This is a genomic window from Gordonia sp. CPCC 205515 (genome assembly GCF_048537925.1).
In the GTDB taxonomy this organism is placed as follows: domain Bacteria; phylum Actinomycetota; class Actinomycetes; order Mycobacteriales; family Mycobacteriaceae; genus Gordonia.
The window spans coordinates 259,788-285,729 of the sequence record NZ_JBCLVJ010000007.1 but is presented as its reverse complement, the minus strand read 5'-3'; the positions used below and the strand labels follow the sequence as shown (position 1 = coordinate 285,729).

The 25,942-nt window shown below is 65.6% G+C and carries 25 protein-coding genes; 18 read left to right on the top strand and 7 right to left on the bottom strand.

The annotated features are described in order from the left end of the window. Nucleotides 1-281: 281 nt before the first annotated feature. The 5 genes from AAFP30_RS10460 to AAFP30_RS10440 all read left to right on the top strand — a co-directional run bounded on the left by AAFP30_RS10460 (nt 282) and on the right by AAFP30_RS10440 (nt 4,100). Entirely contained in the window at nt 282-1,976 is a 1,695-nt protein-coding gene (locus AAFP30_RS10460) for a VanW family protein (protein ID WP_419229835.1), read from the top strand. Between the two features lie 46 nt (nt 1,977-2,022). Next, nucleotides 2,023-2,799, top strand: a complete 777-nt coding sequence (locus tag AAFP30_RS10455; RefSeq protein WP_419229834.1) for an SDR family NAD(P)-dependent oxidoreductase — start codon at nt 2,023-2,025, stop codon at nt 2,797-2,799. A gap of 130 nt (nt 2,800-2,929) precedes the next feature. Then, nucleotides 2,930-3,391 (top strand): SRPBCC family protein, encoded by a 462-nt coding sequence (locus tag AAFP30_RS10450; protein WP_419229833.1) that lies wholly within the window; start codon nt 2,930-2,932, stop codon nt 3,389-3,391. Between the two features lie 72 nt (nt 3,392-3,463). Further along, nucleotides 3,464-3,697, top strand: coding sequence for an AbrB/MazE/SpoVT family DNA-binding domain-containing protein (locus AAFP30_RS10445; RefSeq protein ID WP_419229832.1), 234 nt, complete (start codon nt 3,464-3,466; stop codon nt 3,695-3,697). Beyond that, entirely contained in the window at nt 3,681-4,100 is a 420-nt protein-coding gene (locus AAFP30_RS10440) for a PIN domain-containing protein (protein WP_419229831.1), read from the top strand. Before AAFP30_RS10445 ends, AAFP30_RS10440 begins: the two co-directional genes overlap by 17 nt. Nucleotides 4,101-4,184: 84 nt before the next feature. Here the strand turns inward: AAFP30_RS10440 and AAFP30_RS10435 are convergent, their stop codons facing one another. Beyond that, nucleotides 4,185-6,020 (bottom strand): acyl-CoA dehydrogenase, encoded by a 1,836-nt coding sequence (locus AAFP30_RS10435; protein ID WP_419229830.1) that lies wholly within the window; start codon nt 6,018-6,020, stop codon nt 4,185-4,187. Between the two features lie 138 nt (nt 6,021-6,158). Further along, nucleotides 6,159-6,929 carry a deoxyribonuclease IV gene (locus AAFP30_RS10430; RefSeq protein ID WP_419229829.1) on the bottom strand — a complete coding sequence of 257 codons (771 nt, stop codon included), beginning with the start codon at nt 6,927-6,929 and terminating at the stop codon, nt 6,159-6,161. 170 nt (nt 6,930-7,099) lie between these two features. Between AAFP30_RS10430 and AAFP30_RS10425 the strand changes: the two genes are divergently transcribed. From AAFP30_RS10425 to AAFP30_RS10410, 4 genes are all read left to right on the top strand, one after another. Further along, nucleotides 7,100-8,257: a phosphatase PAP2 family protein gene (locus AAFP30_RS10425; RefSeq protein ID WP_419229828.1), complete on the top strand. Its 1,158-nt coding sequence runs from the start codon at nt 7,100-7,102 to the stop codon at nt 8,255-8,257. Between the two features lie 62 nt (nt 8,258-8,319). Next, nucleotides 8,320-8,670 carry a hypothetical protein gene (locus tag AAFP30_RS10420; protein ID WP_419229827.1) on the top strand — a complete coding sequence of 117 codons (351 nt, stop codon included), beginning with the start codon at nt 8,320-8,322 and terminating at the stop codon, nt 8,668-8,670. Nucleotides 8,671-8,762: 92 nt separating this feature from the next. Next, entirely contained in the window at nt 8,763-9,371 is a 609-nt protein-coding gene (locus AAFP30_RS10415; protein ID WP_419229826.1) for a DUF305 domain-containing protein, read from the top strand. Between the two features lie 300 nt (nt 9,372-9,671). Beyond that, nucleotides 9,672-11,264, top strand: coding sequence for a DUF222 domain-containing protein (locus AAFP30_RS10410; protein ID WP_419229825.1), 1,593 nt, complete (start codon nt 9,672-9,674; stop codon nt 11,262-11,264). A gap of 3 nt (nt 11,265-11,267) precedes the next feature. Here AAFP30_RS10410 and AAFP30_RS10405 read toward each other — a convergent pair whose 3' ends face one another. Both AAFP30_RS10405 and AAFP30_RS10400 read right to left on the bottom strand, forming a co-directional pair. Next, nucleotides 11,268-12,341 (bottom strand): DUF4185 domain-containing protein, encoded by a 1,074-nt coding sequence (locus AAFP30_RS10405; RefSeq protein WP_419229824.1) that lies wholly within the window; start codon nt 12,339-12,341, stop codon nt 11,268-11,270. 53 nt (nt 12,342-12,394) lie between these two features. Next, nucleotides 12,395-13,237: an acyl-CoA thioesterase domain-containing protein gene (locus tag AAFP30_RS10400; RefSeq protein ID WP_419229823.1), complete on the bottom strand. Its 843-nt coding sequence runs from the start codon at nt 13,235-13,237 to the stop codon at nt 12,395-12,397. A gap of 69 nt (nt 13,238-13,306) precedes the next feature. On the opposite strand from AAFP30_RS10400, the gene AAFP30_RS10395 reads away from it, so the two are divergent. Next, nucleotides 13,307-13,885 carry an HdeD family acid-resistance protein gene (locus tag AAFP30_RS10395; protein ID WP_419229822.1) on the top strand — a complete coding sequence of 193 codons (579 nt, stop codon included), beginning with the start codon at nt 13,307-13,309 and terminating at the stop codon, nt 13,883-13,885. A 68-nt stretch (nt 13,886-13,953) separates the two neighbouring features. On the opposite strand, the gene AAFP30_RS10390 is transcribed toward AAFP30_RS10395, so the two are convergent. Both AAFP30_RS10390 and AAFP30_RS10385 read right to left on the bottom strand, forming a co-directional pair. After that, nucleotides 13,954-14,538 (bottom strand): hypothetical protein, encoded by a 585-nt coding sequence (locus tag AAFP30_RS10390; protein WP_419229821.1) that lies wholly within the window; start codon nt 14,536-14,538, stop codon nt 13,954-13,956. A gap of 122 nt (nt 14,539-14,660) precedes the next feature. Further along, the gene (locus AAFP30_RS10385) at nt 14,661-15,872 is read right to left on the bottom strand and encodes a hypothetical protein (RefSeq protein ID WP_419229820.1); all 1,212 of its coding nucleotides are present in this window, start codon (nt 15,870-15,872) and stop codon (nt 14,661-14,663) included. 82 nt (nt 15,873-15,954) lie between these two features. Here AAFP30_RS10385 and AAFP30_RS10380 point away from each other — a divergent pair, with 82 nt between their 5' ends. From AAFP30_RS10380 to AAFP30_RS10365, 4 genes are all read left to right on the top strand, one after another. Continuing rightward, nucleotides 15,955-16,461, top strand: coding sequence for a DUF5709 domain-containing protein (locus tag AAFP30_RS10380; protein ID WP_419229819.1), 507 nt, complete (start codon nt 15,955-15,957; stop codon nt 16,459-16,461). A gap of 46 nt (nt 16,462-16,507) precedes the next feature. Then, nucleotides 16,508-17,761 (top strand): ergothioneine biosynthesis protein EgtB, encoded by a 1,254-nt coding sequence (gene egtB, locus AAFP30_RS10375; RefSeq protein WP_419229818.1) that lies wholly within the window; start codon nt 16,508-16,510, stop codon nt 17,759-17,761. Continuing rightward, nucleotides 17,758-18,714, top strand: a complete 957-nt coding sequence (egtD, locus tag AAFP30_RS10370; protein ID WP_419229817.1) for an L-histidine N(alpha)-methyltransferase — start codon at nt 17,758-17,760, stop codon at nt 18,712-18,714. Before egtB ends, egtD begins: the two co-directional genes overlap by 4 nt. 231 nt (nt 18,715-18,945) lie before the next feature. Continuing rightward, entirely contained in the window at nt 18,946-19,323 is a 378-nt protein-coding gene (locus tag AAFP30_RS10365) for an SHOCT domain-containing protein (protein ID WP_419229816.1), read from the top strand. Between the two features lie 8 nt (nt 19,324-19,331). On the opposite strand, the gene AAFP30_RS10360 is transcribed toward AAFP30_RS10365, so the two are convergent. Beyond that, complete coding sequence (locus tag AAFP30_RS10360) at nt 19,332-20,111, bottom strand: HAD-IIA family hydrolase (RefSeq protein ID WP_419229815.1); 780 nt, start codon at nt 20,109-20,111, stop codon at nt 19,332-19,334. Nucleotides 20,112-20,231: 120 nt separating this feature from the next. Here AAFP30_RS10360 and AAFP30_RS10355 point away from each other — a divergent pair, with 120 nt between their 5' ends. Genes AAFP30_RS10355 through AAFP30_RS10340 form a run of 4 tightly spaced genes read left to right on the top strand, consistent with a single transcriptional unit; the run spans nt 20,232 to nt 25,922 of the window. Continuing rightward, nucleotides 20,232-21,215 (top strand): ABC transporter permease, encoded by a 984-nt coding sequence (locus tag AAFP30_RS10355; protein ID WP_419229814.1) that lies wholly within the window; start codon nt 20,232-20,234, stop codon nt 21,213-21,215. Beyond that, a complete protein-coding gene (locus AAFP30_RS10350; protein ID WP_419229813.1) occupies nt 21,215-22,225 on the top strand; it encodes an ABC transporter permease in 1,011 nt (336 codons plus the stop codon). Before AAFP30_RS10355 ends, AAFP30_RS10350 begins: the two co-directional genes overlap by 1 nt. Further along, on the top strand, nt 22,222-24,273 hold the full coding sequence (locus AAFP30_RS10345; protein ID WP_419229812.1) for a dipeptide ABC transporter ATP-binding protein: 2,052 nt from the start codon (nt 22,222-22,224) through the stop codon (nt 24,271-24,273). The genes AAFP30_RS10350 and AAFP30_RS10345 overlap by 4 nt, the downstream gene beginning before the upstream one ends. After that, entirely contained in the window at nt 24,270-25,922 is a 1,653-nt protein-coding gene (locus AAFP30_RS10340) for an ABC transporter family substrate-binding protein (RefSeq protein WP_419229811.1), read from the top strand. The genes AAFP30_RS10345 and AAFP30_RS10340 overlap by 4 nt, the downstream gene beginning before the upstream one ends. Nucleotides 25,923-25,942: the final 20 nt, after the last annotated feature.

The following is a 25,942-nucleotide window of genomic DNA, read 5'->3' as shown; positions in this document are numbered from 1 at the left end:
CGGTCCGAAACACTAAGTGAGACAAATTCACAGCTAAGTATCGCAAACTAAACACTTGAGGGCCTGACCTGCGAAGACCTTGTCGTAGGTCGGGCTTCTCACGTATCTGGCCTGGTAGACGCGCGCAAATATATTTTCGGGATAGCTGTAACGGAGTCGAAAGTAGCGTAGATATACGAGTAGCTCCGGCTGAGCTGCCAGACCCCCGACCCGGCAGCTCGGCCGGGGCGCCTTCCTTTTTCAGGTGCCCCACGCGCGGTGCCCGCCCAATCTCTCCACATATGGTTGACCCTGTGAGTACTCATCTGCCCCTGCGCCTGTTCGCGCGCGTGGCCATCGGAGTGCTCGCGATCCTCGGCATCATTCTGGCCGCCGATCTGCTGCACACCCACGGCAAGACCGCTCGCGGCACCGTCATCGCCGGGATCGACGCCGGCAACCTCGACCCGGAACAAGCGCAGGTCGTCGTCGACGAACTGAGCGCTCGCGCCACCCGCCCGGTGGCGATCCGGACGTCGTCGGGCACCGCCACCCCGACCGCCGACGACCTTGGCCTGACCTTCGACGCCGACGCCACCACCGCGCGGCTGATGGAACAGTCACGCAACCCGATCACACGGCTCGCGACACTGTTCGGGATGTCGCGGACGGTCGACCCGGTGGTCCGGATCAATCGGGACACCTTCGACACCACCGTCGACGACCACCGTCGCACCCTGGAGAAGGCCGCGGTCGAGGGCGGCGTCCACTACCGCGACGGAGTCCCGATCGGCGATCTCCCGGCCGCAGGCAAACGCGTGGCGCGCACGGCCGCGGCATCGACGCTGACCCAGCACTGGCTCGACGGCTCGACCGTCGACCTCCCGATGGAAGACTTCGCGCCGACCGTCAGCGCGGACACCGTCCGGGCCACCGTCCTCGGTCCCGCCGCCCAGGCCGTGTCCGGTCCGCTGACTGTCCAGGGCACTGAGAACGCCACTATTCGCGTCACCCCGACCCAACTCGGCACTGTGCTCACGTTCGTGCCCGACGGACACGGGGGTCTGCGTCCCGAGGTCGACGACAAACGCGCCATCGCCCTGCTGCGACCGGCCCTCGCGCGCACCGAGCACGCACCCCGCAACGCGACGTTCTCCCTGAGTTCCGGCTCGCCGACCGTCGTACCGTCGCGTGACGGCGCCAAGATCGACTGGCCGGCCACCTTCACGTCGCTCAACACGGTTGCGGTGGGCACCGGCCCCGAGCGTGTCGTCGAGGTCGCCTATCGCACCACCAAACCGCGGCTCGACACCGCCGCCGCCCGCAAACTCGGCGTCCGGGAAGTGGTCAGCGAGTTCAGCACCGGCGGCTTCTCCAGTGCATCCGGGGAGAACATCCGGCTCGTCGCCCAGGAGGTCGACGGGGCCGTCGTTCTACCCGGAAAGACATTCTCGCTCAACGGCTATACCGGACCACGTGGGACCGCCCAGGGCTACGTCACCTCGACGATCATCGACCACGGCCACGCCGCGAAGGCCGTCGGCGGCGGCATCTCCCAGTTCGCGACGACGCTGTACAACGCGTCCTACTTCGCCGGCCTCGAGGACGTCGACCACACCGAGCACTCCTACTACATCTCGCGCTACCCGGAAGCGCGGGAGGCGACGGTCTTCGAGGGTGCCATCGACCTGGTGTTCCGCAACAACACCCCGTACGGCATCTACATCGAGACGGCGTGGTCGGAGTCGGCGGTCACCGTCCGCATGTGGAGCACGCAGACGCGCGAGGTCGAGTCGATCACCGGCGACCGCTACGCCTACACCGATCCCGAGACCCTGAAGCTGACCGCGGGCGACGACTGCATCGCGTCGTCGGGCAGCCGCGGGTTCACGACGTCGAACACCCGGGTGATCACCGACGCCCGCACCGGCAACGAGATCAGCCGGCACACCAGGACGGTGAAATACGACCCCGAACCCAAGGTCACGTGCAGCTGAGAGCCCCCTCTGGACCGAGCGATAGAACGCTCGATAGGCTGCGCTCGTGGATATCAATGGAGCAAGCGCAATTGTCACGGGTGGTGCGTCGGGTATCGGCGCAGCCGCGGTTCGCCAGCTGGCGGCCAAGGGGGCCAAGGTCGTCGTCGCCGACCTGCAGGCCGACAAGGGAGAGGAGCTGGCCAAGGAGGTCGGCGGCATCTTCGTTCCCGTCGATGTGACCGACACCGCGCAGATCGAGGCGGCCGTCAACGCGGCGACCGAGCTCGGCCCGCTGCGGGCGCTGGTGAACTCGGCCGGCATCGGCTGGGCGCAGCGCACCATCGGCAAGGACGGCGAGTTCGCGTCGGCCCACAACCTGGATGCCTACAAGAAGGTCATCGCGATCAACCTGGTCGGCACCTTCGACTGCATCCGGCTGGCCGCCACCGCGATGAGCCGCAACGAGCCCCTCGAGTCCGGTGAGCGTGGCGCCGTGGTCAACATGGCCAGCGTCGCCGCCTTCGACGGCCAGATCGGCCAGGCGTCGTACTCCTCGTCCAAGGGTGGCGTCGTCGGCATGACCCTGCCGGTCGCCCGCGACCTGGCTGCCGTGGGCGTGCGCGTCAACACCATCGCCCCCGGCCTGATCGACACCCCGATCTACGGCGAGGGCGAAGCCGCCGAGGCCTTCAAGGCGAAGCTCGGCGAGTCCGTGCTCTTCCCGCATCGTCTCGGCAAGCCCGACGAACTGGCCTCGATGGTCGTCGAGCTGGTCACCAACTCCTACATGAACGCCGAGGTCATCCGCGTCGACGGCGGCATCCGGATGCCACCGAAGTAGTCGCGACAAGCGCAGCAACACACAGAATCTCCCTCCTGCACAAGGTATTTCGTGTGAAGGAGGGAGATTTCGTATGTGCCTCGCCTCGAGGCTGTGGCGCACTCGCGTGCCGAGGTGGACACTCGAGCAGGTGGCTGACGCTCGATTCTTCCGGATGACAGCGCGCTGGCATCTGCCGCATCCACGTGGCCTGGTCTTCGCCGCACTGGCCGACGCGGACGCCTACACCACGTGGTGGCCACAGGTGCGCGAGGCGACGCGGGTCGACGACCGGTCAGGCACTGCACGGCTCCGGTCGGTGATACCGATGTCCCTGCGGGTCACCGTCACCGAACAGGTCCGCGACGCGACGCGTGGGGAGTTGCGGGCCGCGATCGAGGGCGACCTCGTCGGGTGGAGTCGCTGGCAGATCTCCGACGACGACGAGCATCCCCACTCTGCGGCGGTCGTCGATTTCACTCAGGAAGTGTTGTTACACAAGCGGATACCCACGGTTCTGATCGTCGTCGGGCGGCCGTTGCTGCGGCTCAACCACCGGCACATGATGCGGGCGGGGCACCGAGGCCTGTCGCGCTGGCTGCGAGACCGGTAGGGATTTGGTCGACGTGGTGATCAGAACTTTGCCGACCATGTTCAATACCATTTGGATGGTAGTCTGAATGCCATGCGTACCACCATCGACCGCGCGGGACGGCTCGTCGTTCCGAAGGAGCTGAGGGATCGCGTGGGTTTGGTACCCGGGGAGGTCGAGATCACCGTGACGGGAAGTGGACTCGTCCTCGAGCCGGTGGCGAGCGATGATCTGATCGAGAAGGATGGGCGGCTACTTCTGCCGGACGGAGGTCCGCAACTGTCCACCGACGATATACGGGAGTTGCGCCTTGGCGACCAGCGCTGAGGTACTTCTACTCGACACGAGCGCCGCGATCGCGCTGGTCCGACCGAATCAGGCCGGGCATCGCGAGATGACCGAAGCAACGAGCGGACGCGAGCTCGGGCTCAGTGGACACGCAGCGTTCGAAACGTACTCGGTGCTGACTCGGCTACCCCCGCCGCAACGGTTGACCGCATCGGCCGCGACGCGGCTCCTTGCCACGAACTTCCCACATTCGCACCAACTTTCGCCGGTACGGGCCGGTGAGCTCCTTGGGGTATTCGCCGAGGCGGGCATCTCTGGTGGAGCCGTCTACGACGGTCTGGTGGGGGCCGCTGCCGCCGAGGCCGGCCTCCTGTTGCTGACGCTGGACCGTCGCGCCGAGCCGGTCTACCGCGCCCTCGGGGTGCGGCTGCAACCTATCTGACATCGCGCACACAAAATCTCCCTCTTGCACAGGGTATTCCGTGTGCAGGAGGGAGATCGCAGGGGTAGATCTGGCGAACTGGGCTCAGAACGCCGCTTCGTCGACCTCCATGACGTCGATGTCGAGGTTCTCCACCGTGCCGCGGACGGCAGTGAGCGGCGGCAGCATGTTCTTCGCGAAGAAGCTCGCAACCGCGACCTTGCCCTCGTAGAACGACGTGTCGGCACCGGTTGCGCCGGCATCGAGGGCGGCGAGCGCGACTTCGGCCTGACGCAGCAGCAGCCAGCCGATGAGCAGGTCGCCGACCGACATCAGGAAGCGCACCGAGCCGAGGCCCACCTTGTAGAGTTCCTGCGGATTCTCCTGTGCGTTCATCAGATACGTGGTCAGCGTGGCGGTCATCGCCTGCACGTCCTCGAACGCGGTCTTGAGCAGCGCGCGCTCGGTCTTCAGCCGGCCGTTGCCGCCCTCGGCGTCGAGGAACTTCTGGATCTGCCCGGCGACGTGCCCGAATGCGGCACCCTTGTCGCGAATGATCTTGCGGAAGAAGAAGTCCTGCGCTTGGATGGCCGTGGTGCCCTCGTAGAGCGAGTCGATCTTGGAGTCGCGGATGTACTGCTCGAGCGGGTAGTCCTGCAGGAAGCCCGAACCGCCGAGTGTCTGCAGCGACTCATGGGAGAGCACGCTGTACGCCCGCTCGGAGCCGACGCCCTTGACGATCGGCAGCAGCAGATCGTTCACCTTGTGGGCGAGTTCTGCGTCTGCGCCCGAAACAATCTGGGCGGCAACGGCATCCTGATGCGACGCGGTGTACAGGTACACGGCGCGCAGTCCCTCGGCGTAGGCCTTCTGGGTCATCAACGAACGACGCACATCCGGGTGATGGGTGATGGTCACGCGCGGCGCGGCCTTGTCGGTCATCTGCACCAGATCGGCACCCTGCACCCGCTCCTTGGCGTAGTCGAGCGCGTTCAGATACCCGGTCGACAGGGTGGAAATGGCTTTGGTGCCCACCATCATTCGGGCGTGCTCGATGACGTCGAACATCTGCGCGATACCGTCGTGGACCTCGCCGACGAGCCAGCCGACGGCCGGTGTGCCGTGCTGACCGAAGGTCAGCTCACAGGTGGCCGAGGCCTTGATGCCCATCTTGTGTTCGACGTTGGTGACGAAAACGCCGTTGCGCTCACCTAGTTCGCCGGTCTCGTGATCGAAGTGGAACTTCGGGACGAAGAACAGCGACAGTCCCTTGGTGCCCGGCTTCGCGCCCTCGGGGCGGGCCAGGACGAGGTGGAAGATGTTCTCGGTCATGTCCTGATCGGCCGAGGTGATGAAGCGCTTCACCCCGTCGATGTGCCAGGTGCCGTCATCCTGCTTGACGGCCTTGGTGCGTGCGGCGCCCACGTCGGAGCCGGCGTCGGGCTCGGTCAGCACCATGGTGGCGCCCCAGCCGCGCTCGGAACAGATGGCGGCCCACTTCTTCTGCTCATCGGTGCCGTTGTCGAAGAAGATGTTGGCGAAGCCGGCACCGGCGCCGTACATGAACACCGGCGGGTTCGCGCCGAGGATCATCTCGCCGATGGCCCAGTAGAGGGATCGGGGAGCGGGGAGCCCGCCCAGTTCATCGGCGACACCGATCTTGTCCCAACCACCCTCGACCAGGGCGTTGTAGGACTTGGCGAAGCCCTCGGGAATGGTGACGGTGTGTGCGTCGGGATCGAAGACCGGCGGATTGCGGTCGGCGTCGGCGAACGACTCGGCGATCGGGCCCTCGGCCAGCGCCTTGACCTCGCGCAGCATGTCGACGGCGGTCTCGTGGTCGAGGTCACCGAACTCGTCGCTCTCCAGCACCTTGTCGAGGTCGTACATCTCGAACAAGTTGAAGTGCAGGTCGCGCAGGTTGCTCTTGTAGTGGCCCATGCTGGTTCCTCTTCTGGTGTGGGCTTCGGCTAATCAGATTGCGAGTAAGTTACTCGCGGGTAACCCCAGAATACTCCGTGACGGCATGCGCAACAACCCGTACCGTCGCGACGGTCGGGTTGGCGGAGAAATTGCAGGTCAGAGAGACGAACGCAAGTATTCGAGATCGGCCGGAATGCCCTCGGCAGGGGTTTCCAGGATCACCGGGGCGTCGGCCGCAGCGGCGACCGCCACGAGCACCTCGGGATCGATGTGACCGTCGGCCAGATTGGCGTGGCGGTCCCTGCCGGAGTCGAACTCGTCGCGGGAGTTGTTCAGGTGGACCAGGTCGATGCGGCCGGTGATCTCACGGACTCGCTCGACGAGCCCGACGAGTTCCTCGCCGCCCGCCCAGGCGTGGCACGTGTCGAGGCAGAAACCGGCCTGCTCGAAGTCGCCGACCGCCGCCCACAGACGATCGATGGCCTCGAGTGTGCGCGCCATGGCGTGATCGCCGCCTGCGGTGTTCTCGATCAGGATCGGGACGCCGAACCCGCCCTTGTCGATCTGGCGATCGAAGAGCTTGTGCCAGTTGGCGAATCCCTCGTCTGCGGCTTCACCGTCGCGCAGATGGCCGCCGTGGACGACGAGTCCGAACGCGCCGAGTTCGGCGGCCGCGGTTGCCTGCTGTTCGACCGCCTTGCGTGACGGCATGCGCAGCCGGTTGTTCAGGCTCGCCACATTGATCTGATAGCTCGAGTGCACGACGACGTCGATGGCCGAATCGCGGATGGCTGCGGCGTCGGGGCGGGGGACCGGTTTCTTCCAGCTCTGCGGGTCGGTCACGAACATCTGGAAGACGTCGATGCCGAGTTCGGTTGCGGTGGTCAACGGGTCGTCGTCTTCACGTAGGTGGGCTCCGATGCGCATGATCCAACGATAGTTGTGTGAGACCCGTCACATCTGGCCAGGGAACTTCCTACTCCTGTCGGCATGTCGCCGGTAAACGCGCGACCAACAGCAAACAATCACTAGGCTGACTAAGGATGACCAATTGACGGCAGGTGCCCCGGCGGGGCGTGGGTACGTGCGAGGTGCGGGTGAGCATTGACGAGGCGGTCGGGAAACCGGCACCGGAGGATCCGCCCGCGCGAGTCGAGCCGTTCCTCGACGACATCGCCGCCGCAGCCGAGATGGAACCGCATCCGGAGCAGCGCCGCGATCTGACCGTCGTCCGACGCATCGCGGTCGCCGCGTGGGTGGCGTTCATGATCTACGAGATCACCGCCGAGGGCCTCGCCTTCGACCGCACGCGACTACTGGTCCTGCTGTGCCTGGGCCTGTTGGCGGCCAGCATCGGCCGACGCCGGGTGATCACCGTGTTCATCGACTGGCTGCCGTTCGCGCTGATCCTGCTCATCTACGACTGGACCCGCGACGTCGCGGTCTGGCTCGGTATGCCCACGCAATGGCATCTCGCACCCGATGTCGACCTCGCGATCTTCGGGGTCAATCCGACGGTCTGGCTGCAGGAACACCTCAAGCAGGCGAGCCCACCGTGGTGGGAGATCATCACCAGCGTCGTCTACATGTCCTATTTCATCGTTCCGTACGCGGTGGCCGCCGTTCTGTGGCTTCGCGATCGTGCGGCGTGGCGCCGGTACGCCGCCTGTTTCATCGCAACCACCTTCCTCGCGCTCGTCGGATACAGCCTGGTGCCGGCCGCGCCGCCGTGGGCCGCAGCCAAATGCACCGCCGTCGAGGTCGCCGATCACCCGCACGATCCGCTCTGTATGTACTCGACGACCCCGGTCGCCAGTGGCGGGCTGCTGGGACCGGTGACACCGTCGCACCCCGACGCGGCGCCCTACGTCGAACGCATTTCCGCCCGCGGATGGGAGTTCCTGAACATCCACGCCGCGTCGAACTTGGTGCAACTTGGCCAGGGGAAGGCGAACCTCGTCGCCGCGATCCCGTCGTTGCATGCGGGACTGACCATGCTGTTGGCGCTGTTTATGTGGCCGCGGGTGCGTGCGATGGGGAAGGCACTGTTCCTGGGTTACGCGTTCGCGATGGCGTTCACCCTGGTCTACACCGGCGAGCACTATGTGTTCGACATCCTGCTCGGCTGGGGGCTGGCCGCGGCCGTGATCATCGCCTACCGGCTGATCGATCGACGATGGCTCATCCCGCGGCAGCAGCTGCTTGAGGCCGAACGGTCGGCCATGGCACCCGCACCCGCGGGCGCCACCGAATAGTGCGCACCCGGCCAGGAATTCGTCGTCCACCGAGAGTCGGTGGCGGCGTTGTTCTTGTCGTGTTGGCCTTCGCGATTCTCGTGATGCATTCGGTGATCGCACATTGCGTCACGCCCGAACATGCTGGTGCACCACAGCATTCGACGTCGGTGCCGATGTTGACGTCATCCGCGGCTTCCATCGAGCAAGCGCATCTGTCGCCAGCGCCGGACTGTGACGAGCATCAGCACGCGTGCGTGTTCATTCGGGACGGCGAGCCAGTCATCCCGCTGATCCTGCTGGTGTTGCTCTCCTGGGGATTCCCCGAAGTCCGTGCCCTGAGAGGCCGTTTCCTCGGCTGGGTAAGAGTGCTGGGAAGGCCACCGCCGTGGGCGATTCCGAACCACTTGCAGCTCCAGGTGATTCGCTGCTGAGTTGTCGATCGCGGACTCCCTCCGCATCGACGACTTCTGCGGCGTGGCTGCATGCTGCGCCGAATCACTCTTGATGACAAGGATTTTCACTGATGAACACCCACCGTCCCACCCATGCCCTGATCGCACTCGCTGCTTCCGCCGCGTTGCTGTCTGCCTGCTCGTCCACCGACGACACGACGACGACCCCCACCTCCGCATCGGCCTCCGTGTCGACATCCGGGGTCGCGTCGTCGGCGCACAACCAGGCCGACGTCACCTTCCTGACCATGATGATTCCGCACCACCAGCAGGCCATCGAGATGGCCGATCTGGTCCCCACCCGCACCGACAATCCGGAGGTGACTGCGCTCGCGGCGCGAATCAAGGCCGCGCAGCAACCTGAGATCGACCAGATGACACAACAATTGGCGGCCTGGGGCGTGGACGCGCCGGACTCCGGCGAACACGACATGTCCGGCCACGGTTCGATGCCTGGCATGATGACCGACGACGAGATGGCCGCGATGCGGGATGCGACCGGCGCAACCTTCGACAGGCTGTGGCTCGAGGGCATGATCCGCCATCACGAGGGTGCGATCGGCATGGCCAACGCCGAGCTCGCCGATGGACAAGACCCCACCACCAAGGCACTCGCCAACCGGATCAAGCTCGATCAGACCGCCGAGATCGCCCAGATGAAGAAGATTCTCGGGCAGTAGCAGCGCCACCGCTCTCAGGGCCCGGGAGCCTTCTTCCGGGTCCTGAGCAGCCCGCGAGCTCGCTTGCTCAGGACCCGGGAGCGGCCCCTTCCGCTCCCTGAGTAGCCCGCGAGGCGCCAGCCGAGCGAGCGTGTCGAAGGGGCAACGCGAGAAACAAACTTGTCGTACCCCCGAGGTATGTTCTCGGTAGCAGGAAGAGGAAACGAACGAAGCGCCGCGGTCCCGAGGTTTTAATGGGTCGCATCAGAGATGAATGTGGGTGTCCTGCAGCCATGTCCGTATCTCTGAAAGGTCGCTCGCGTGTCCCCGACAGCCGACTCACCACCCGAGGCGCCACTGTGGCGTGGGTTGCCGGCTGCCTTCCTCGGCGGCATCGACCCGGCCGACGCGGACGAGGCCCCCATCAACGACCTGCTGCTCGGGATGACCGACCTGGATCGCGGCCACTCCTACCTCGCCTACTGCGACTACCGGACGGCCCAGGTCGTCTACGACCGCTTCGTCGCCGCGCGGGAGGACACCGACGGTTTCGTGGTCGACGGTTTCGCCGACGCCGCGACGCGGATCGCGCAGACGCGGGCGATCACTCGCCACCAGGCCGAAGTGCTTCTCGACGAAGGCATCGTGCTGCGGGACCGGTTGCCCGATGTGTTCGAGTGCCTCGGCGACGGCATTATCAGCCAGCGCCAGGCTCAGCAGATCATCGTCGACACCGATCTGATCGACGGCCAATCCTATGCGCCCGAGGTGGATGCGGAGATCGCTCGACGGTTGCGCAAGGGCACGTTCTCCACCAAGGCTCTGCGGAATATGGTGGACCGCATCATCTTCCGGCACGATCCGGATGCGGTGCGCGAACGCCGCAAGGACGCCATCGACAAACGCTGCGTCTGGGTGGAGAACCGCCGCGATGGCACCGCCGAGTTGACCGCAGTGATGTCGGCGGAGAACGCGCGCCTCGCGTATGCCAGTCTCGCGGCGACCGCGGCAGCGAAAGTGTGTGAGCACGATGGGCGCACCAAGCCGCAGCGGGAGTCGGATCTGGAGTTCGCGTTGCTGACCGGCAGCGACTTCGCGTGTGAGTGCGGGCGCGACGATTGCGCGGTCACCGTACTGACTCTCGACGACGCTGCCACCGACGGCATCGAAGACGCTCCGTCGAAGGCTCTGCTGCCGGTGCAACCGAGGTTCGTCATCCATGTGGTCTGCGATGAGGCCACCCTCGAGGGCCGGGCCAACAATCCGGGCTACCTCGACGGTCACGGCGTGATCGACGACGAACACGTCCGCGAACTCGCCGCCCGCCCGGATGCGCGGATCGCACCGCTGATCCCGCCGGGCACGCCGATGAACCCGGACGGCACTTTCACCCTGCCCGGATCACTGGCGTCGGACCCGTACCGCCCGACCACCTCACTGGACGCGTACATCCGTATCCGCCACGGGGCGTGCAGTGAACCCGGCTGCACGAAGAGTGCCTGGGAATGCGATGCCGAGCATGTAGAGGAGTTCGACCACGACAACCCCAGCGCCGGCGGACAGACCACCTCGGACAACATGAACCCAAAATGCCGGCCCTGGCACCTGCTCAAGACGTTCTCGGGATGGCTCGACGACCAGTGGCGCGATGAGGACGGCCAATTACGCACGGAGACAGTCACTCCCGAGGGCCTGACCATCCCGGGTGAGGCCGAAACGATGGAGGAACTCTTCCCCGGCCTGCGGCGCATCCGCTACACCGCCTCACCCCAGGCCCCGCCGGCCTTCGACGCCCCGAATCAGGAACGCCCGACACGCACCCGCAGTCGGACGGCGAACAAACATGCCCGACGCCGGGCGGAGAGGAGTCGCAACCGGAAGCGACATAACGAAGGGCCCGACGTGCCGTTCTGAGCGCTACTTCTGCAATGTCAGGCGCATCAGGTAGACCTGATAGCCCCACGAGATCGAGTAGGTGAAGTACAGATCCCGGCCGGTCGACCACGGGTGGATGAACGGAGCGTAACCGGTGTACGGGTTGTCCGGGGGAACCACGACTTCACCGGAAGTCCAAGGCCCCCAAGGGTTGTCGGCGGTACGCAAGAGGGCGCCACCGTTGCGGGAGGCCATCGAGACGTACTTGCCCAGGTAGTTGTTCCACTGCACGGAGATTTCACCGATCGGCCCGGCCATCACCGGCGTCGCCGCATCCGGGTTGTTGCGCACCCACTTGCCCCACGAGAAGTACTCGTACTTGCCGAGGTTCTCGATGTCACGCTGATTGACGCGGGCGATGTACGCATTGCCCCACCGGCCATCGGGGGTGCCGTAGGTGTAGACGGTGTCGCCGACCTTGAGCAGGGCATTCATCTGGAACTTGTGGTTGCCGCCGCCATTGGGGCGGAACGCGTTGGCTGCGTGCCAGTTGTTGCCATTGTCATTCGAGCGGACGAGGCCGGACCAGTTGGTGTACCAGATGCCCGGATCGCCCCACTTCTTCACCGACATCACGTTCATATACTGCTTGCCGTTGGCGGCGATGCCCGCGGTGGGCAGGACCGTGATCTCCCTGCGGAGGTCCGGCTTGAGCAGTCGCTTGGCATATCCGGGCGGACCGGCGTGACTCGTGAATGTCATGCCGTCGGCGAGGTAGCGGTCGGTGCTGCGCAGCAGGACGTTCGACCGCCAGTAGAAGAGGTTGCCGTAGAGCAGCGACCACCCGTTGATCTGCTGGGTGTCACCGAACGCGGTGAGTATCTCGCCGTGGCCGTTATCCCACATGATGCCGAGGTCGGTGCCGAAGATGCCGTGCCGGCCGACGGTGTCGTTGATGGCGCCGGGGCCGGTCAGGCGCGCAACGAGGGCGGCGGGTCCGGCGGCCACCGGTGCCGCCGCAGCCTGCGGGGCAGAGGTGATCGCCATGGTGAGCGTGGTGGCGACAGACGCGGCAGCGAGGGCCGCGGTCCGAAATCCCCGAGCGAAACGACGCATGGCCGTGACCTTATCAAGACCTGAGAAACTCAGTGGGTCAACAGTGTGTCCACTCAGGCTTCGGTGTAGCGGTCGGTGGTGTCCACGGAGGTGAAATCGATCTCCGCGGCGGCGTTGTTCAGCCCGGTCACCAGGCCCACCCCGAACTGGCCGTGAATGTCATACAGGTGCGTCGTACTCGTCGATATGCCGTCGGATTCGGTGTGGCTGACGGCCTCCAGTCCGATCCGCGGGCCGTCGGGTAGGCGGGACAGTCCAACGGTCAGGTCGCAGTTGATGAATCCGATCCCAGTGCTGCCCCAGTTGCCCATCAGGCTGGTGGATTCGCCGCTGATCACCGCGCGTTCGAATGGCGACGGGCGTTCGCCGGCCACGGTCCACACCGCCCGCGTCCACATCCGCTTGCGGCGCGCGTTCTGATGGTTGCCGATCGTCTGGTCCCACGCGGGTTCGCCGTTCTCGTCGTCGGAGCCGAACCAGGGGAACAGGTCGTCGGAGCCTGCGGTGGGTGGCCGGAAGTCGTCGTCGGCAGGAATCCATCGGTCACCGGGCGGATTGCTGGTTTCCTTCACGAACACCGACGTGCTGCGGGCGACGACGGTCTCGACTCCGTCGAAGTCCTGGACGACGTCGACCTCGACCACCTTGATCCGGCCGCCGTCGCGGCTCATGCGTCCCCGCGTCGTCGTCGGGATCTCCCGGGCGGCTTTGAACAATTCGATAGTGAAACGTGCGCCCCGGAAACCTTCGGGACAGAACTCGGTTTCGGCGGCGCGGGCCGCGATCGCGCACACCGGTGGGCCGCTGAGCGTCTGAGGAGCCCACAGGCTTCGGGCGAAGCGGGTCGGAACGAAGAGGTCGCTGGACTCACGCTCGAAGAATGCGATTGGGGGCACGAAAGACTTCCTCTTCTGTTCAATTCGTCAATCCACGGTGAACGCGGCGATATGACTTAATCTCTCTTCATGACATTTGCAGGTTACGGAAGGCAGATTCCGAACGAACTCATCGGTGCGGTTCGGTCGATGATGATCGCGACGGCGGTCGTCGGAATTGTTATGGGCATCATCGCGCTCGTGTGGCCCAAGGCCACGCTGGTGGTCATCGGGGTCTTGTTCGGCATCTCGCTGATCCTGACCGGCGCGTTCCGCCTCTACGAGGCTTTCGCCGCGAATCTGATGCCCACGGGTTGGCGCGTGCTGATCGGCATTCTCGGTGCGCTGATCCTGGTCTTCGGCATCGTCGCCCTGTTCAATCCCGAGGAGTCACTGGTCTTTCTGGCGATCTTCATCGGTATCGCCTGGATCTTCCAGGGCGTAGGTGATCTGGTGCGTGCGTTCTCGGGGTCGGCGCATACCTCCCGCGCTCTGCTCATTTTCACCGGTGCGATCGCCATTCTCGCCGGCATCGTGATGCTGGTGATCCCGGGTCTGGCGCTGGCCACCTTCATCTGGGTCGCCGCCATCATGCTGATCATCGTCAGCATCGTCACCCTCTTCTCGCTGCCGAAGAAGGTCGACGCCACCAGCGCGCCGGTCGTGTAGGTCACGACATTCGGCAACGGGCGTGTCTCTCCCCCGGGGAGGCGCGCCCGTCGTCGTTCAGGGGTCGTTCAGGCGATCGCGAGGCCGTCGAAGGTGACCGACGCGCGGTCGTCGCCGGGATTCGACGACAGTTGCTCGATCAGCTGATTCAAGGTGACGAGCACGTCGTGGGCGTGGTGCAGCCGCGCGCCGTCGATCATCGGGTTCTCCTCGTCGTCGGAGATCAGCGCCGCCGGATCGGTCGCGTCGCGATGGGCCAGGGCAGCGCCCAGAAGTCGTTGCGCCTGATCACGATCCGCATCCCACAGCGCGTCGGCGGTGGTGAGGTACAGGCGGACGGCCGGCGGGTAATCGTGCAGGTGAACCAGCGCCCACGCCCAGTGTTTGGCGACGTCGACGGTGTCGGACTGGCCGCGGCCGTGGGTCCGCACATATTTCCCGTGCAGTTCGCGACACAGGGGCGTGGAATCCGCCCAGAGTTCCAGATGCGACATGCAGCGGACACAGTCATGCAGATTGGACAGGTACATCGTCGAATAGGGGCCCTCGCGTCGCGAGCGGATCTCCCGGAGCACCGAGAACTCGGCGAGTGCGTGCATGTATTCGCCGGCGGACAGGAGGGCCACGGCCTCGTCCTGCATCTCCTCGATCATCTTCTGTATTGTCGCCGACCGCTCATGCCGGCGCGGCCCGTTTGGGTAAAACCCGACGCGACCGAAACGAATCGGCCGCCGCCCGGTTGGGCGACGGCCGATCGTCGGTGAGCCGTGTCGACTCAGTACTGCGTGGGCGGATATCCGGGCGGTGCGGAGGGCGGCGTGTGGCCACCGACCGGCGCAACCTGACCGCCGGTGAAGACCCGGTAGGCATATGTGCTCGAGATGACGACGATCGGGACTGCCACGAGCAGTCCGACGCCGCACAGGAGCGCGCCGACAACGAGGATCAGCGCATTCACCAGTGCCAACGGGAACAGCGCGCCGGCATTCTTGCTGATCACCGAGAAGCTCGCCTTGATCGCCTCGATGGGCTGCAGATTCCGGTCCACAGTGAAGGGCAGCGACCAGAAGGCCAGGAACGCGAAGATCAGGCCGGGAATGATGCAGAGGATCAGACCGATGTCGGTGCCGATCGCGACGAGCAGTGCGGTCAGGATCACCGCGCCGACATTGGCGAACTGGAAGAAGCTGCCGATCGCCGGTTTGCTGCCGCCGACCTCGTCGAGAGCACCGCGGATCATCGCACCCTGGAAGATGTAGCCGACAATCACGGCGATCAAGCTGAAGATGATCCGGATGAATGAGCCGTTGCCGCCGATGGCGTAGCCGAGGTAGTTGATCAAACCGGTCACCAGACCGGCGAGCAGTGTGATCAGGATCCACGGCACCGCGTTGCCGGAGAAGCGGCTCCACGCGTAGCTCAGGGCGTCGCCCACCGAGAACTGCGGGGCGGCGACGGCTCCGTAGGCATCACCGGCGGGCGCTCCGTATCCGGACCCGGATGCGCCGTAGCCGCCACTCGGGCTGCCGTAGTCACCGGCCGGCGGATACGCGCCGCTAGGCGGGGGCGGATAGGCGCCACCGGACGGATAAGAACCGGACGGATAGGGATCCGACGGGGGTGGCGGCGGATACGCCCCGCCCTGGGACGGGGGCGGTGGATACGACCCCGACGGCGGTGGGGGATACGCCCCGCCGGCCGGCTGCGATGGGGGCGGCGGGTACGCCCCGCCCTGGGACGGTGGCGGCGGAAACGCCCCGCCCTGATCAGACGGTGGCGGCGGGAACGCTCCACCCTGATCGGACGGCGGCGGCGGGTAGGAACCGCTCGGCGGTGGTGGCGGTGGCGGGTAGGCGCCACCCGGCGGCGGATAGGAGGGCGGCGGGTAACCACCGGTAGGGGGAGTGGGATCCGGTGCGGAATTGTCTCCGGAACCCTGGCCACGATCATGCGGCTCGATATTGTGCGGATCAGACGGAGTGGTCATGGCGAGGACAATACGGACTATCCCGCCACCACCGCAGACTTTGCGCTCCCGCCGTGTCGCCGGTTCTGGCATCGTGAACAGTGTGAGTGACGACATCGGCAGCATCTCAGAAGGTTCCGACGGTGAGTACAGCCTCGATCCCGACGATCAGCTCCAACCGGAGGACACACTCGACGACCGGGGCGTCGACGATGTCCTCGATGAGGGGTTCTCGCCACCGGATCACCGTCCCAGCGGCGCCCGCCGCGGGCTGACCGCCCAGGAGCAGCGCGAAGGGGAGACCCTCGACGAGCGCCTGTCCGAGGAGGAACCCGACCCGTGGAATGCCAAGGACCCGCTCGATGACGCGGAGTCCGATTGGCGCTCACATGAATCCGATCGCGACGACGAGTACGACAACGACGATCAGGCAGGCAACGGACGGGCCGGACGGCTCGTGGCCGCGGGCAACGGCGATGGCGACGACAACGACGCCGACACCTTCGCCACCGACTGCGGGATCGACGGCGCGGGCGCCTCCGCCGAAGAGGCGGCGGTGCACTACATCGACGAGGACGAGGTGGAGCGCTCCGAGCGCGATCCCGATTGACAGTCCGGCCACCCGCGGTAACGATGGAGACAACGGGAGGTATGAGATGACCATCACCGAACGGCCGATGTCGACCGACCCCGTCGACACCCAACGATTTCGCGATGTACGTGCGCTGACCGACCAGCTCACCGCGTCGCTGTCCGCCGAAGACCAGACACCGCAGTCGATGACCGACGCCAGTCCGACGAAATGGCATCGGGCGCACGTGACCTGGTTCTTCGAGGAGTTCATCCTGCGGAGCGATCCGTCGTACACCGTCTACGACGAGACGTACCGCTATCTGTTCAACAGCTATTACGAGGCGGTGGGAGAGCGTCATCCGCGGCCGGACCGCGGTCTGGTGACCCGGCCGGGTGTCGCCGACGTCACCGCCTACCGCGACTACGTCGACAGCTGCATGATCGACCGCCTGGAGCGCGGTGCTCTCGACGACTCGACGCTCGCGCTCGTCGAATTGGGTTGCAATCACGAGCAGCAACACCAGGAGCTGATCCTGATGGATCTCAAGCACCTGTTCTCCGCGCACGCGTTCGCGCCGGTCTACGTCGATCGCGCGGTCGACGCCGCACCTACCCCCGAGCCGCTGACCTGGCGTGCGGTGTCCGGCGGGGTCACCGAGACCGGGGCCGGCGGCGGAGCGTCGTTCTCCTACGACAACGAGGGTCCGCGGCATCGAGTGTTCTTGGAGGACTTCGAGATCGCCGAGCGTGCTGTCACCAACGCCGACTGGCTCGAGTTCATCGCCGACGACGGCTACCGGCGACCCGAGTTCTGGCTGTCCGACGGGTGGGCACACATCCGGGAAACCGGTTGGCAGGCACCGGGATACTGGCACTACGAGGACGCTGACGCGCATCCCACGACGTTCACGCTGTCCGGTCGACGCCCGGTGGTGCTCGACGAGCCCGTACTGCACGTCTCGTTCTACGAGGCCGATGCCTACGCCCGCTGGGCCGGTGCCCGACTGCCCACCGAATTCGAATGGGAGGCAGCGGCAGTCAGGCTCGGTGACCACCGCGGGGAACTTCTCGATCCTGCCCGATGCCACCCCGGTCGGGCGGGTGCGGCGATGATCGGCGACACCTGGGAGTGGACCGCGAGTGCCTACCTGCCCTATCCGGGGTTTGTGCCCGCCAACGGGGCGGTCGGCGAATACAACGGCAAGTTCATGTGCGATCAGCACGTGCTGCGTGGGGCCAGCGCCGTGACGCCACCCGGGCACGAGCGCGTCACGTATCGCAATTTCTTTCCCGCACAGAGTCGTTGGGCCTTCTCCGGGCTGCGGCTGGCGCGATGACGGTCAGCACCGAGAGTGCGTTGGCGGTCGATGCCGTCGCCGGGCTCTGGCAGAACCCGCCCACCCTGCCGACCAAATGGCTCTACGACGAGCGCGGCAGTCGTCTGTTCGACGAGATCACCCGTGTGCCCGAGTATTATCCGACGCGTCGTGAGACCGAGATCTTGGCGGCGCGCAGTGGCGACATCGCGTCGGTGACCGACGCCGCGATGATGGTGGAGCTGGGATCGGGCACGTCCACCAAAACGCGGATGCTGCTGTCCGCATTCGCCGAACACGCGCTTGCGGCAGGCCATCGCTTCACCTATGTGCCCGTCGATGTCAGTACCGAGATCCTTGAATCATCATCGGCCACACTGGCGCTCGACTATCCGGGGATCGACGTGACGCCCGTCGTCGCCGACTTCACGGGCCCGGACCTGAGTCTGCCGCAGACCGGTGGCCCACGGATCGCGGTCTTTCTCGGCGGTACCATCGGTAACTTCGACGACGACCAGCGCGCGGTGTTCCTCCGTCGCCTCGCAGGTGCATTGAGTCCCGGCGACTATTTCCTGCTCGGCGCCGATCTCATCAAGGACACCGGTCGCCTCGTCGCCGCCTACAACGACAAAGCCGGTGTCACAGCCGATTTCAACCGCAACATGATCGAGGTGCTGCGCACCGGGCTGGCTGCGGATGGGCTCTACGCCGACGACTTCGACCACATCGCCCGCTGGAATCCCGCCCGGCACCGCATCGAGATGTGGTTGCGGGCGCGCCGCGACATCGATGTGTGGTTCGGTGCGCTGCAACGGGACTGGAAACTGGCGGCGGGGACGGAGATCCGAACCGAGATCAGCACCAAGTTCGATCTCGGTGTGCTCGGCGCCGAACTGGCCGCCGCGGGGCTGGATGTGGTGACCACCTGGACCGACGACGCGGGCGATTTCTCGTTGACCCTCAGTCGGCGCTGAGCCTCTCTCGCACCCGCGGACCCTCCAGCTCCGAGGGCCACCTCGGGTGCCGAAGCGGTGGACAGCGGGGTGCCGGTGTCGTCGACCGTGACATCGACGAAGGTGTCCAGTCCGAGTTTTGTGTGGTCTTCATTACTACCGCGCCGCTGCCAGCCAATGGGTGATGTGGCAAGCTTTGTTCGCGGCAGCGATCAACGCTGCCATTACCTCGCAAATGCAAGGAGCACTCCCATGTGGGACTCGTTCTGGGACTTCATCTGGTACACCATTGTCATCTTCGCGTTCGTTGCGTACCTGATCGTCCTCTGGCACATTTTGATCGACCTGTTCCGGGACAAGTCGTCCGGCTGGATCAAGGCCGTCTGGATCTTCTTCCTGATCTTGATCCCGTATCTGACGGCGCTCGTCTACCTGATCGCGAAGGGCCGCGGTATGGCCGAGCGGCAGACCGAGGCCGTCGCGGAGGCCAAGCAGGCCACCGACCAGTACATCCAGTCGGTCGCGGGCAAGAGCCCGGCCGAGCAGATCGCCGACGCCAAGGGTCTGCTGGACTCCGGTGCGATCAACCAGCAGGAGTTCGACGCGCTGAAGGCCAAGGCGCTCAGCTGATTTGTTAGCTATCCGAACGGTTCCTGCGTGTGGCCGACCAGGTCGGCGACCGAATTGATCACGCGCGTGGGCCGGTACGGATAAAGTTCGACCGACTCCGGGGTGGAGATGCCGGACAGCACCAGAATGGTCTGCAGTCCGGCCTCCAACCCGGAGATCACGTCGGTGTCCATGCGATCACCGATCATCAGGGTGTTCTCCGAATGGGCACCCATCTGCCGCAACGCCGACCGCATCATCAGCGGATTCGGCTTGCCCACGTAGTACGGGTCGCGCCCGGTCGCCCGGGTGATGAGCGCTGCGACCGCGCCTGTCGCGGGCAGTGAACCGCTCGACGACGGCCCGGTCGCGTCCGGGTTCGTCGCGATGAATCGCGCGCCCCGCTCCACCAGCCGGATCGCCGTGGTGATCGCCTCGAACGAATAGGTGCGGGTTTCGCCCAGCACGACGTAATCCGGATCGGCATCGGTGATCACGTAGCCGATCTCGTGCAGTGCGGTGGTCAGGCCCGACTCGCCGACGACGTACGCGGTGCCGTTCGGTCGCTGCGAATCCAGAAATCGGGCCGTCGCCAACGCCGAGGTCCAGATCGATTCCTCGGGAATGTCGAGCCCCGTCTGCAACAACCTTGCGCGCAGATCTCGCGCTGTGCGGATCGAGTTGTTGGTCAGCACCGTGAACGCCGTCCCGCTGTTCCGCAACTCCGCGAGAAATGCGTCGGCGCCGGGAATCAACTGCTCCTCGCTGACCAAAACGCCATCCATGTCCATCAGGTAGTTCCACGCCATGGTCCGATGATGGCAGGCGGGTGGGGTCTTCGGCGCGTACAACCGGCAAACAACTGGTGCCGCTGACAGAATGAGGCGAACCCCCGACCAGCCCGTCGGGGTCCGGACCAAAGGTCGCGAGTGATCGGTTATCTGTCGAAACGCGTGGTGTCCTGGGCTGTCTTGGTGTTTCTGGCAACCAATCTCACGTTCTTCCTGGCCACGTGGTTCCTCGATCCGCGCTCCAATTACGCCGACCGCAAACCGCCACTGCCGGAGAACGTCGTCGACAACACCCTGACGACCTACAACCTCAACGACAAGACCCCGATCCTGGAGCGGTGGTGGACGTGGTTGTCGGGCATCCTGTTCCACTGGGACTGGGGCACATCGCCGATCGGGACGAGCGTCAACACGCAAATCGCCTATCGCGCGTGGACGTCGGTGCAACTGCTGACCGCGGCCACCGTGCTCGCCACGATTCTCGGTATCACGCTCGGCGTCTACACCGCCCTGCGGCACTACCGATTGGCCGACCGCGCTTGGCAGTTCATCTCCATCGCGATGATCAACGTGCCCGTCGCAGTCGCCGGACTGGCCGTCGTGCTCGGCGGTATCGCGATCAACCAGCGGGTCGGGCATTCGGTGTTCTATGTGGCCGGGTCGTCGAGCATCGATGTGCACGGATTCTTCCCGGTGCTGATCGACCGCATCAAACATCTGATCCTGCCGACGATCACCCTTGTGGTTGTGCAATATGCCGGCCTCCACCTACTGCAACGGTCGCTGCTGCTCGACACCATCAACGCCGACTACGTCCGGACCGCACGGGCGAAAGGGCTGACCCGAGGGACCGCAGTGCGTCGACATGCGTTGCGCACGGCGATCATCCCGGTCGCGGTCGGTATCGCCTTCGCGATCCCGGCGATCTTCACCGGCGCGATGATCACCGAGACCATCTTCGGGTGGGAGGGGATGGGCCGCTACTTCGTGAACTCGATCAACACCAACGACATCTACGGGGTGATCGCGGTGGCCGCGTTCGGTGCGGTCGCGACGGCGATCGGCGCGATCCTGGCCGATCTCGTTGTCGTCTACCTCGATCCCCGGGTGCGGGTGGGCTGATGTCGACGCTGCCTCCCGAACCCAATCGGCCCGATGGCGCCCCACCCGGCCACGATGTCACCGCCACCGCACCGCTGATGGGGGAGACCGGCGGACTGCTCGCCGACGGCGTGGGGCCACGGCAGGACAGCCTGCAGACACCGATCGCCCGTCGACGTTCCGGCCGTGCCAGGCTCCTGGCAAAACGCTTTGCCCGCAACAAGAGTGCGCTGGTCGGGCTGGTCGTGTTCGTGCTGTTGGTGCTGTTTGCGATCTTCGGTGGTCTGTTCACCAGCTACTCCTACACCGACGTCGACTTCCTGGCGATCGGCTTTCCACCCTCGTCGGGGCACTGGTTCGGCACCAATGACGTCGGCAACGACCTGTATGCGCAAGTGGTGCACGGTCTTCGACGGTCGTTGGTGATCGCGGTATCGGTGTCACTCGGGGTGACGGTGATCGCGTCCTTCGTCGGGGCGCTGGCCGCCTACTTCGGTGGCTGGGTGCAGCGGGCGGTGCTCGGCCTCATCTACCTGTTGCTGGTGGTGCCGACGCTGTTGATCCTGGCGCTCATCGCGAATGCGACCGGTGGTGACTGGCGGTGGTTGATCGTGGTGCTCATCCTTTTCGGGTGGATGATGATGGCGCGCATCGTGTTCTCGATGACCCAGACCATCGTCACCCGCGACTACGTGCGCGCCGCACGGTATCTGGGTGAGCCGCCACTGACCATCGTTGCCCGGCACATCATTCCGAATCTGGCGTCGCTACTGGTGATCAACTTCGCGCTCGGCGTGGTCGGCACGGTCCTCACCGAGACCGCACTCTCCTTCCTCGGCTTCGGCGTGAAGGTGCCCGACGTCTCGCTCGGCGCGTTGCTGCAGTCGGGTGTTGGTGCGCTGGCCGCCTCCCCGTGGCTGTTCTACTTCCCGGCTGCAGTATTGACCCTGCTCACGGTGTCGATGGCGCTGATCGCCGACGGACTCCGCGACGCGCTCGACCCGACTTCGGGAGCGGGGGCCCGGTCATGATCGTCGATCCCGTTCTCTCCGTGCGAGACCTGCGCGTCACCTTCGGCACCGAAGCCGGGCGCCTCGAGGCGGTGCGCGGCCTGAGCTTCGATCTCGTCGCCGGCTCCACCCTCGCCATCGTCGGCGAATCCGGTTCCGGGAAATCGGTGTCCGCGAACGCCATCCTGGGACTGTTGCCGGAGTCGGCGGAGGTCGGTGGGTCGGTCACGTTGCGTGGCCGTGAGCTCACGACGCTCGACGACGCAGCGATGTCGGACATCCGGGGCAACGACATCGCGATGATCTTCCAAGACCCGCTGTCGTCGCTGACCCCGGTGTTCACCGTCGGCGACCAGATCGTCGAAGCGCTACGCGCACACCAGGACATCGGGAAACGCCAGGCCGCCGACCGCGCCGTGGAGTTGCTGGACCTGGTGGGCATGCCCGATCCGGCACGGCGGGCAACGGCCTTCCCCCATGAACTCTCCGGCGGCATGCGGCAACGGGTGATGATCGCGATGGCCATCGCCAACGACCCGGCCGTCCTCATCGCCGACGAACCGACCACCGCCCTCGACGTGGCCATTCAGGCGCAGATCCTCGATGTGTTGGCGACCGCACAGACCGAAACCGGTGCGGCCCTGCTGCTGATCACCCACGATCTCGGCGTGGTCGCCGGGGTCGCCGACGACGTCACCGTCATGTACGCCGGGCGGGCGGTGGAACAGGCCGACGTCACAACCCTTTTCGAGCACCCCCGGATGCCGTACACGATCGGGCTGCTCGGGGCGGTGCCCCGGGTCGACCGCCGCGACACCGACCTGGTGCCGATTCCCGGCAGCCCGCCGGTCCTCATCGGCCTGCCCGACGCGTGCCCGTTTGTGTCGCGCTGCCCGATCGCCGTCGACGCCTGTAGTGTTGGTGAGCCCGAACTGCAATCTGCTGCAAGATCATCCGACCATCAGGTCGCGTGTGTGCGAGCCGACGAGATCGGCGACGACCGCGCCATCGACGGGACACCGGTGTTCGCACCGCCGACCATAGCGACCTCATCGGCAGCAGTGTCCGCAGCGGGAGATGCACCGGTCGTGCTCGAGGTCGCCGGTCTCCGTCGCGAGTTCGCGCTCACCACAGGGTTTCTCCGGCGCCGGGCCGGTACGGTGCGTGCGGTCTCCGGGGTGTCCTTCGTGGTCCGACAGGGCGAGACGATGGCCATCGTCGGCGAATCCGGCAGTGGCAAATCCACCACGCTGCTCGAGGTCATGGACTTCGCGCAGCCGGCCGGGGTGGTCCGACTGTCCGGCACCGACCCGACCACCGTCGCCCGGCGAGCCTCCCGGGTGCTGCGCCGCGACATGTCCATCGTGTTCCAGGATCCCGCCGAAGCGCTCGACCCGCGGTTCACCGCCTTCGACATCGTCGCCGAACCGCTGCGCGCGCTGGGCCTCTCGGCCGACGACGCCGGGCGCCGCGTCACCGACCTGCTCACGCGGGTCGGACTCGATCCAGCCCATTCCGACCGATTCCCGTCGGCGTTCTCCGGCGGGCAGCGGCAGCGCCTGGCGATCGCCCGTGCACTGGCCACCGATCCCAAGCTCATCATCCTCGACGAGCCACTCTCCGCGCTGGACGTCTCGGTGCAGGCCGACATCGTGAATCTGTTGCGCCGCCTACAGGCCGACGCGGGCGTCGCCTACCTCATCGTCACGCACGACCTCTCGGTGATCGCGCACATGGCCGACCGGGTCGCGGTCATGTACCTCGGCCGATTCGTCGAAACCGGCACCACCGAGGCGATCTTCGCGAACCCGGCGCATCCCTACACCGAGGCGCTCCTGTCCGCGGTGCCGGTGCCCGATCCACGCGCCGAACGCGCTCGCACGGCTGTCCGGCTACGTGGCGAGCAGCCCAGTGCCACTGCGGAACTCGCCGGATGCGTGTTCGCGAGTCGCTGCCCGCTGTTCGTTGAACTGTCGGCCGACGATCAGAACCGTTGCCGCACCGTCGAACCGGAACTGGCCGGAACCGACGGCCATGCTGCGGCCTGTCACTTCCGGGAGGCCCGATGAAGCGCATCCTGCTGGTGGTGGTGACGGTTCTGCTGGTTCTCGTCGGGGCCTCGGGTTGCGGTGTGACCATGGACGATTCCGCGGTCTCGACCACCGGCGCCGACCTCAATCCGCAACCACGGGAGAACCTCCGCGACGGGGGTAGCCTGACCACTGCACTCGTCGAGGTCAGCCCCCAGTGGAACACCTTCCAAGCCGACGGTACCGCCTACACCCAACTGATGTGGCGCTGGTACAACCCGGTGCTCGCCTACTTCTCCCCGGACGGGGAGTACTCCTTCAATCGGGACTACCTGACCGACGTCCGCAAGGAGCTCGTCGACGGGAAAACCGTTGTCACCTACACAATCAACCCGAAAGCGGTCTACAACGACGGCACGCCGATCGACTACCGCGCCTTCGTCAACACGTGGCGTGCGAGCAGTGGTGCGGACCCGAACTACATCACCAGTTCCACCGACGGATACGACCAGATCGACTCGGTGACCCGCGGCGTCGACGACCGGCAGGCGGTGGTGCGGTTCAAGGGGGTGTGGGCGTGGCCGGATGGTCTGTTCAATTTCCTGTTGCACCCCAAGGTGTCCACGGCGGAGATCTACAACAAGTCATACCTGCAGAATCCGCATCCGGAGTGGGGCGCCGGGCCGTACACCATCGACCGCTACGACCCAAACGCCGGCACCGTGACCTTCAAACGCAATCCCAAATGGTGGGGGAACCCGGGCAAGCTGGACCGCCGGGCCTTTCGACAGATGGAGGATCAGGCCGCCATCAATGGCTTCCGCAACGGTGAGCTCGACGCGATCGGGGTGAGTAGTAAGGATTCCCGCGCCCAGGTACTGACCATGTCCGGTATCGACATCCGCACCTCCGCCTCACCGCAGCAGGCGCTGCTGGTGGTCAACCTCGACACACCGATCCTCTCCGATATCCGGGTCCGGCACGCGTTGCTTGCGGGCATCGACCGGGAAACCCTGGCGCGCATCCGGTTCACCGGCCTCAATTACACCGAGCCACTACCTGGTTCGCTGCAGATGTACTCGTTCCAGCCCGGCTACGAAGACAACGTCAAGGGCGTCATCGACTACGACCAGAACCAGGCGCGTTCACTGCTCGACGAAGCCGGCTGGACACTCGGCGACGACGGATACCGTTACCGCGCAGGCAAAGAGTTGACCTTGGCGCTGCCGATCCTCGGTGACGCGTCGGTCTCCCAGAACCTTGCCCGCGCACTGCAGGCGATGCTCAAGCAGGTCGGCATTCACATTGACGTCGTGCAGCGGCCGAGTTCGGATTTCAGCCGGGTCGTGGTGAACAAGGAGTTCGACCTGTTCCCCATGGGGTTCTCGTCGACCGACCCGTTCGGCATGGCCTACCTGTGTCAGACCTGGTGTGAGGGATCGCAATTGAACCGCGCTGGTGCCGGCTCACCGGAACTCGACGCCAAGATCGCCGCCGTCGCCCGGATACCCGATCCGATGCAGCAGATCGCCGCCGGCAACCGGGTCGAGCGCGAGGCGTTCGCCCAGTACTCCAATCTGCCATTATTCAACGGACCGTCGATGGTCGCGGTCAAGGACGGTCTCGCGAATTACGGTGCAGGACAGTTCTACATCGGACCCGTCGAGGATATCGGCTGGCAGAAGTAGCGGTGCCCACTGACGTCGGG

What these genes read in the sequence shown, in the direction of transcription:
- AAFP30_RS10460 (WP_419229835.1), top strand. Translation starts at nt 282, where the DNA reads ATGGTTGACCCTGTGAGTACTCATCTGCCCCTGCGCCTGTTCGCGCGC.
- AAFP30_RS10445 (WP_419229832.1), top strand. Translation starts at nt 3,464, where the DNA reads ATGCGTACCACCATCGACCGCGCGGGACGGCTCGTCGTTCCGAAGGAG.
- AAFP30_RS10435 (WP_419229830.1), bottom strand. Translation starts at nt 6,020, where the DNA reads ATGGGCCACTACAAGAGCAACCTGCGCGACCTGCACTTCAACTTGTTC.
- AAFP30_RS10430 (WP_419229829.1), bottom strand. Translation starts at nt 6,929, where the DNA reads ATGCGCATCGGAGCCCACCTACGTGAAGACGACGACCCGTTGACCACC.
- AAFP30_RS10415 (WP_419229826.1), top strand. Translation starts at nt 8,763, where the DNA reads ATGAACACCCACCGTCCCACCCATGCCCTGATCGCACTCGCTGCTTCC.
- AAFP30_RS10405 (WP_419229824.1), bottom strand. Translation starts at nt 12,341, where the DNA reads ATGCGTCGTTTCGCTCGGGGATTTCGGACCGCGGCCCTCGCTGCCGCG.
- AAFP30_RS10395 (WP_419229822.1), top strand. Translation starts at nt 13,307, where the DNA reads ATGACATTTGCAGGTTACGGAAGGCAGATTCCGAACGAACTCATCGGT.
- AAFP30_RS10390 (WP_419229821.1), bottom strand. Translation starts at nt 14,538, where the DNA reads ATGATCGAGGAGATGCAGGACGAGGCCGTGGCCCTCCTGTCCGCCGGC.
- AAFP30_RS10385 (WP_419229820.1), bottom strand. Translation starts at nt 15,872, where the DNA reads ATGACCACTCCGTCTGATCCGCACAATATCGAGCCGCATGATCGTGGC.
- egtB (WP_419229818.1), top strand. Translation starts at nt 16,508, where the DNA reads ATGACCATCACCGAACGGCCGATGTCGACCGACCCCGTCGACACCCAA.
- egtD (WP_419229817.1), top strand. Translation starts at nt 17,758, where the DNA reads ATGACGGTCAGCACCGAGAGTGCGTTGGCGGTCGATGCCGTCGCCGGG.
- AAFP30_RS10365 (WP_419229816.1), top strand. Translation starts at nt 18,946, where the DNA reads ATGTGGGACTCGTTCTGGGACTTCATCTGGTACACCATTGTCATCTTC.
- AAFP30_RS10360 (WP_419229815.1), bottom strand. Translation starts at nt 20,111, where the DNA reads ATGGCGTGGAACTACCTGATGGACATGGATGGCGTTTTGGTCAGCGAG.
- AAFP30_RS10350 (WP_419229813.1), top strand. Translation starts at nt 21,215, where the DNA reads ATGTCGACGCTGCCTCCCGAACCCAATCGGCCCGATGGCGCCCCACCC.
- AAFP30_RS10345 (WP_419229812.1), top strand. Translation starts at nt 22,222, where the DNA reads ATGATCGTCGATCCCGTTCTCTCCGTGCGAGACCTGCGCGTCACCTTC.
- AAFP30_RS10340 (WP_419229811.1), top strand. Translation starts at nt 24,270, where the DNA reads ATGAAGCGCATCCTGCTGGTGGTGGTGACGGTTCTGCTGGTTCTCGTC.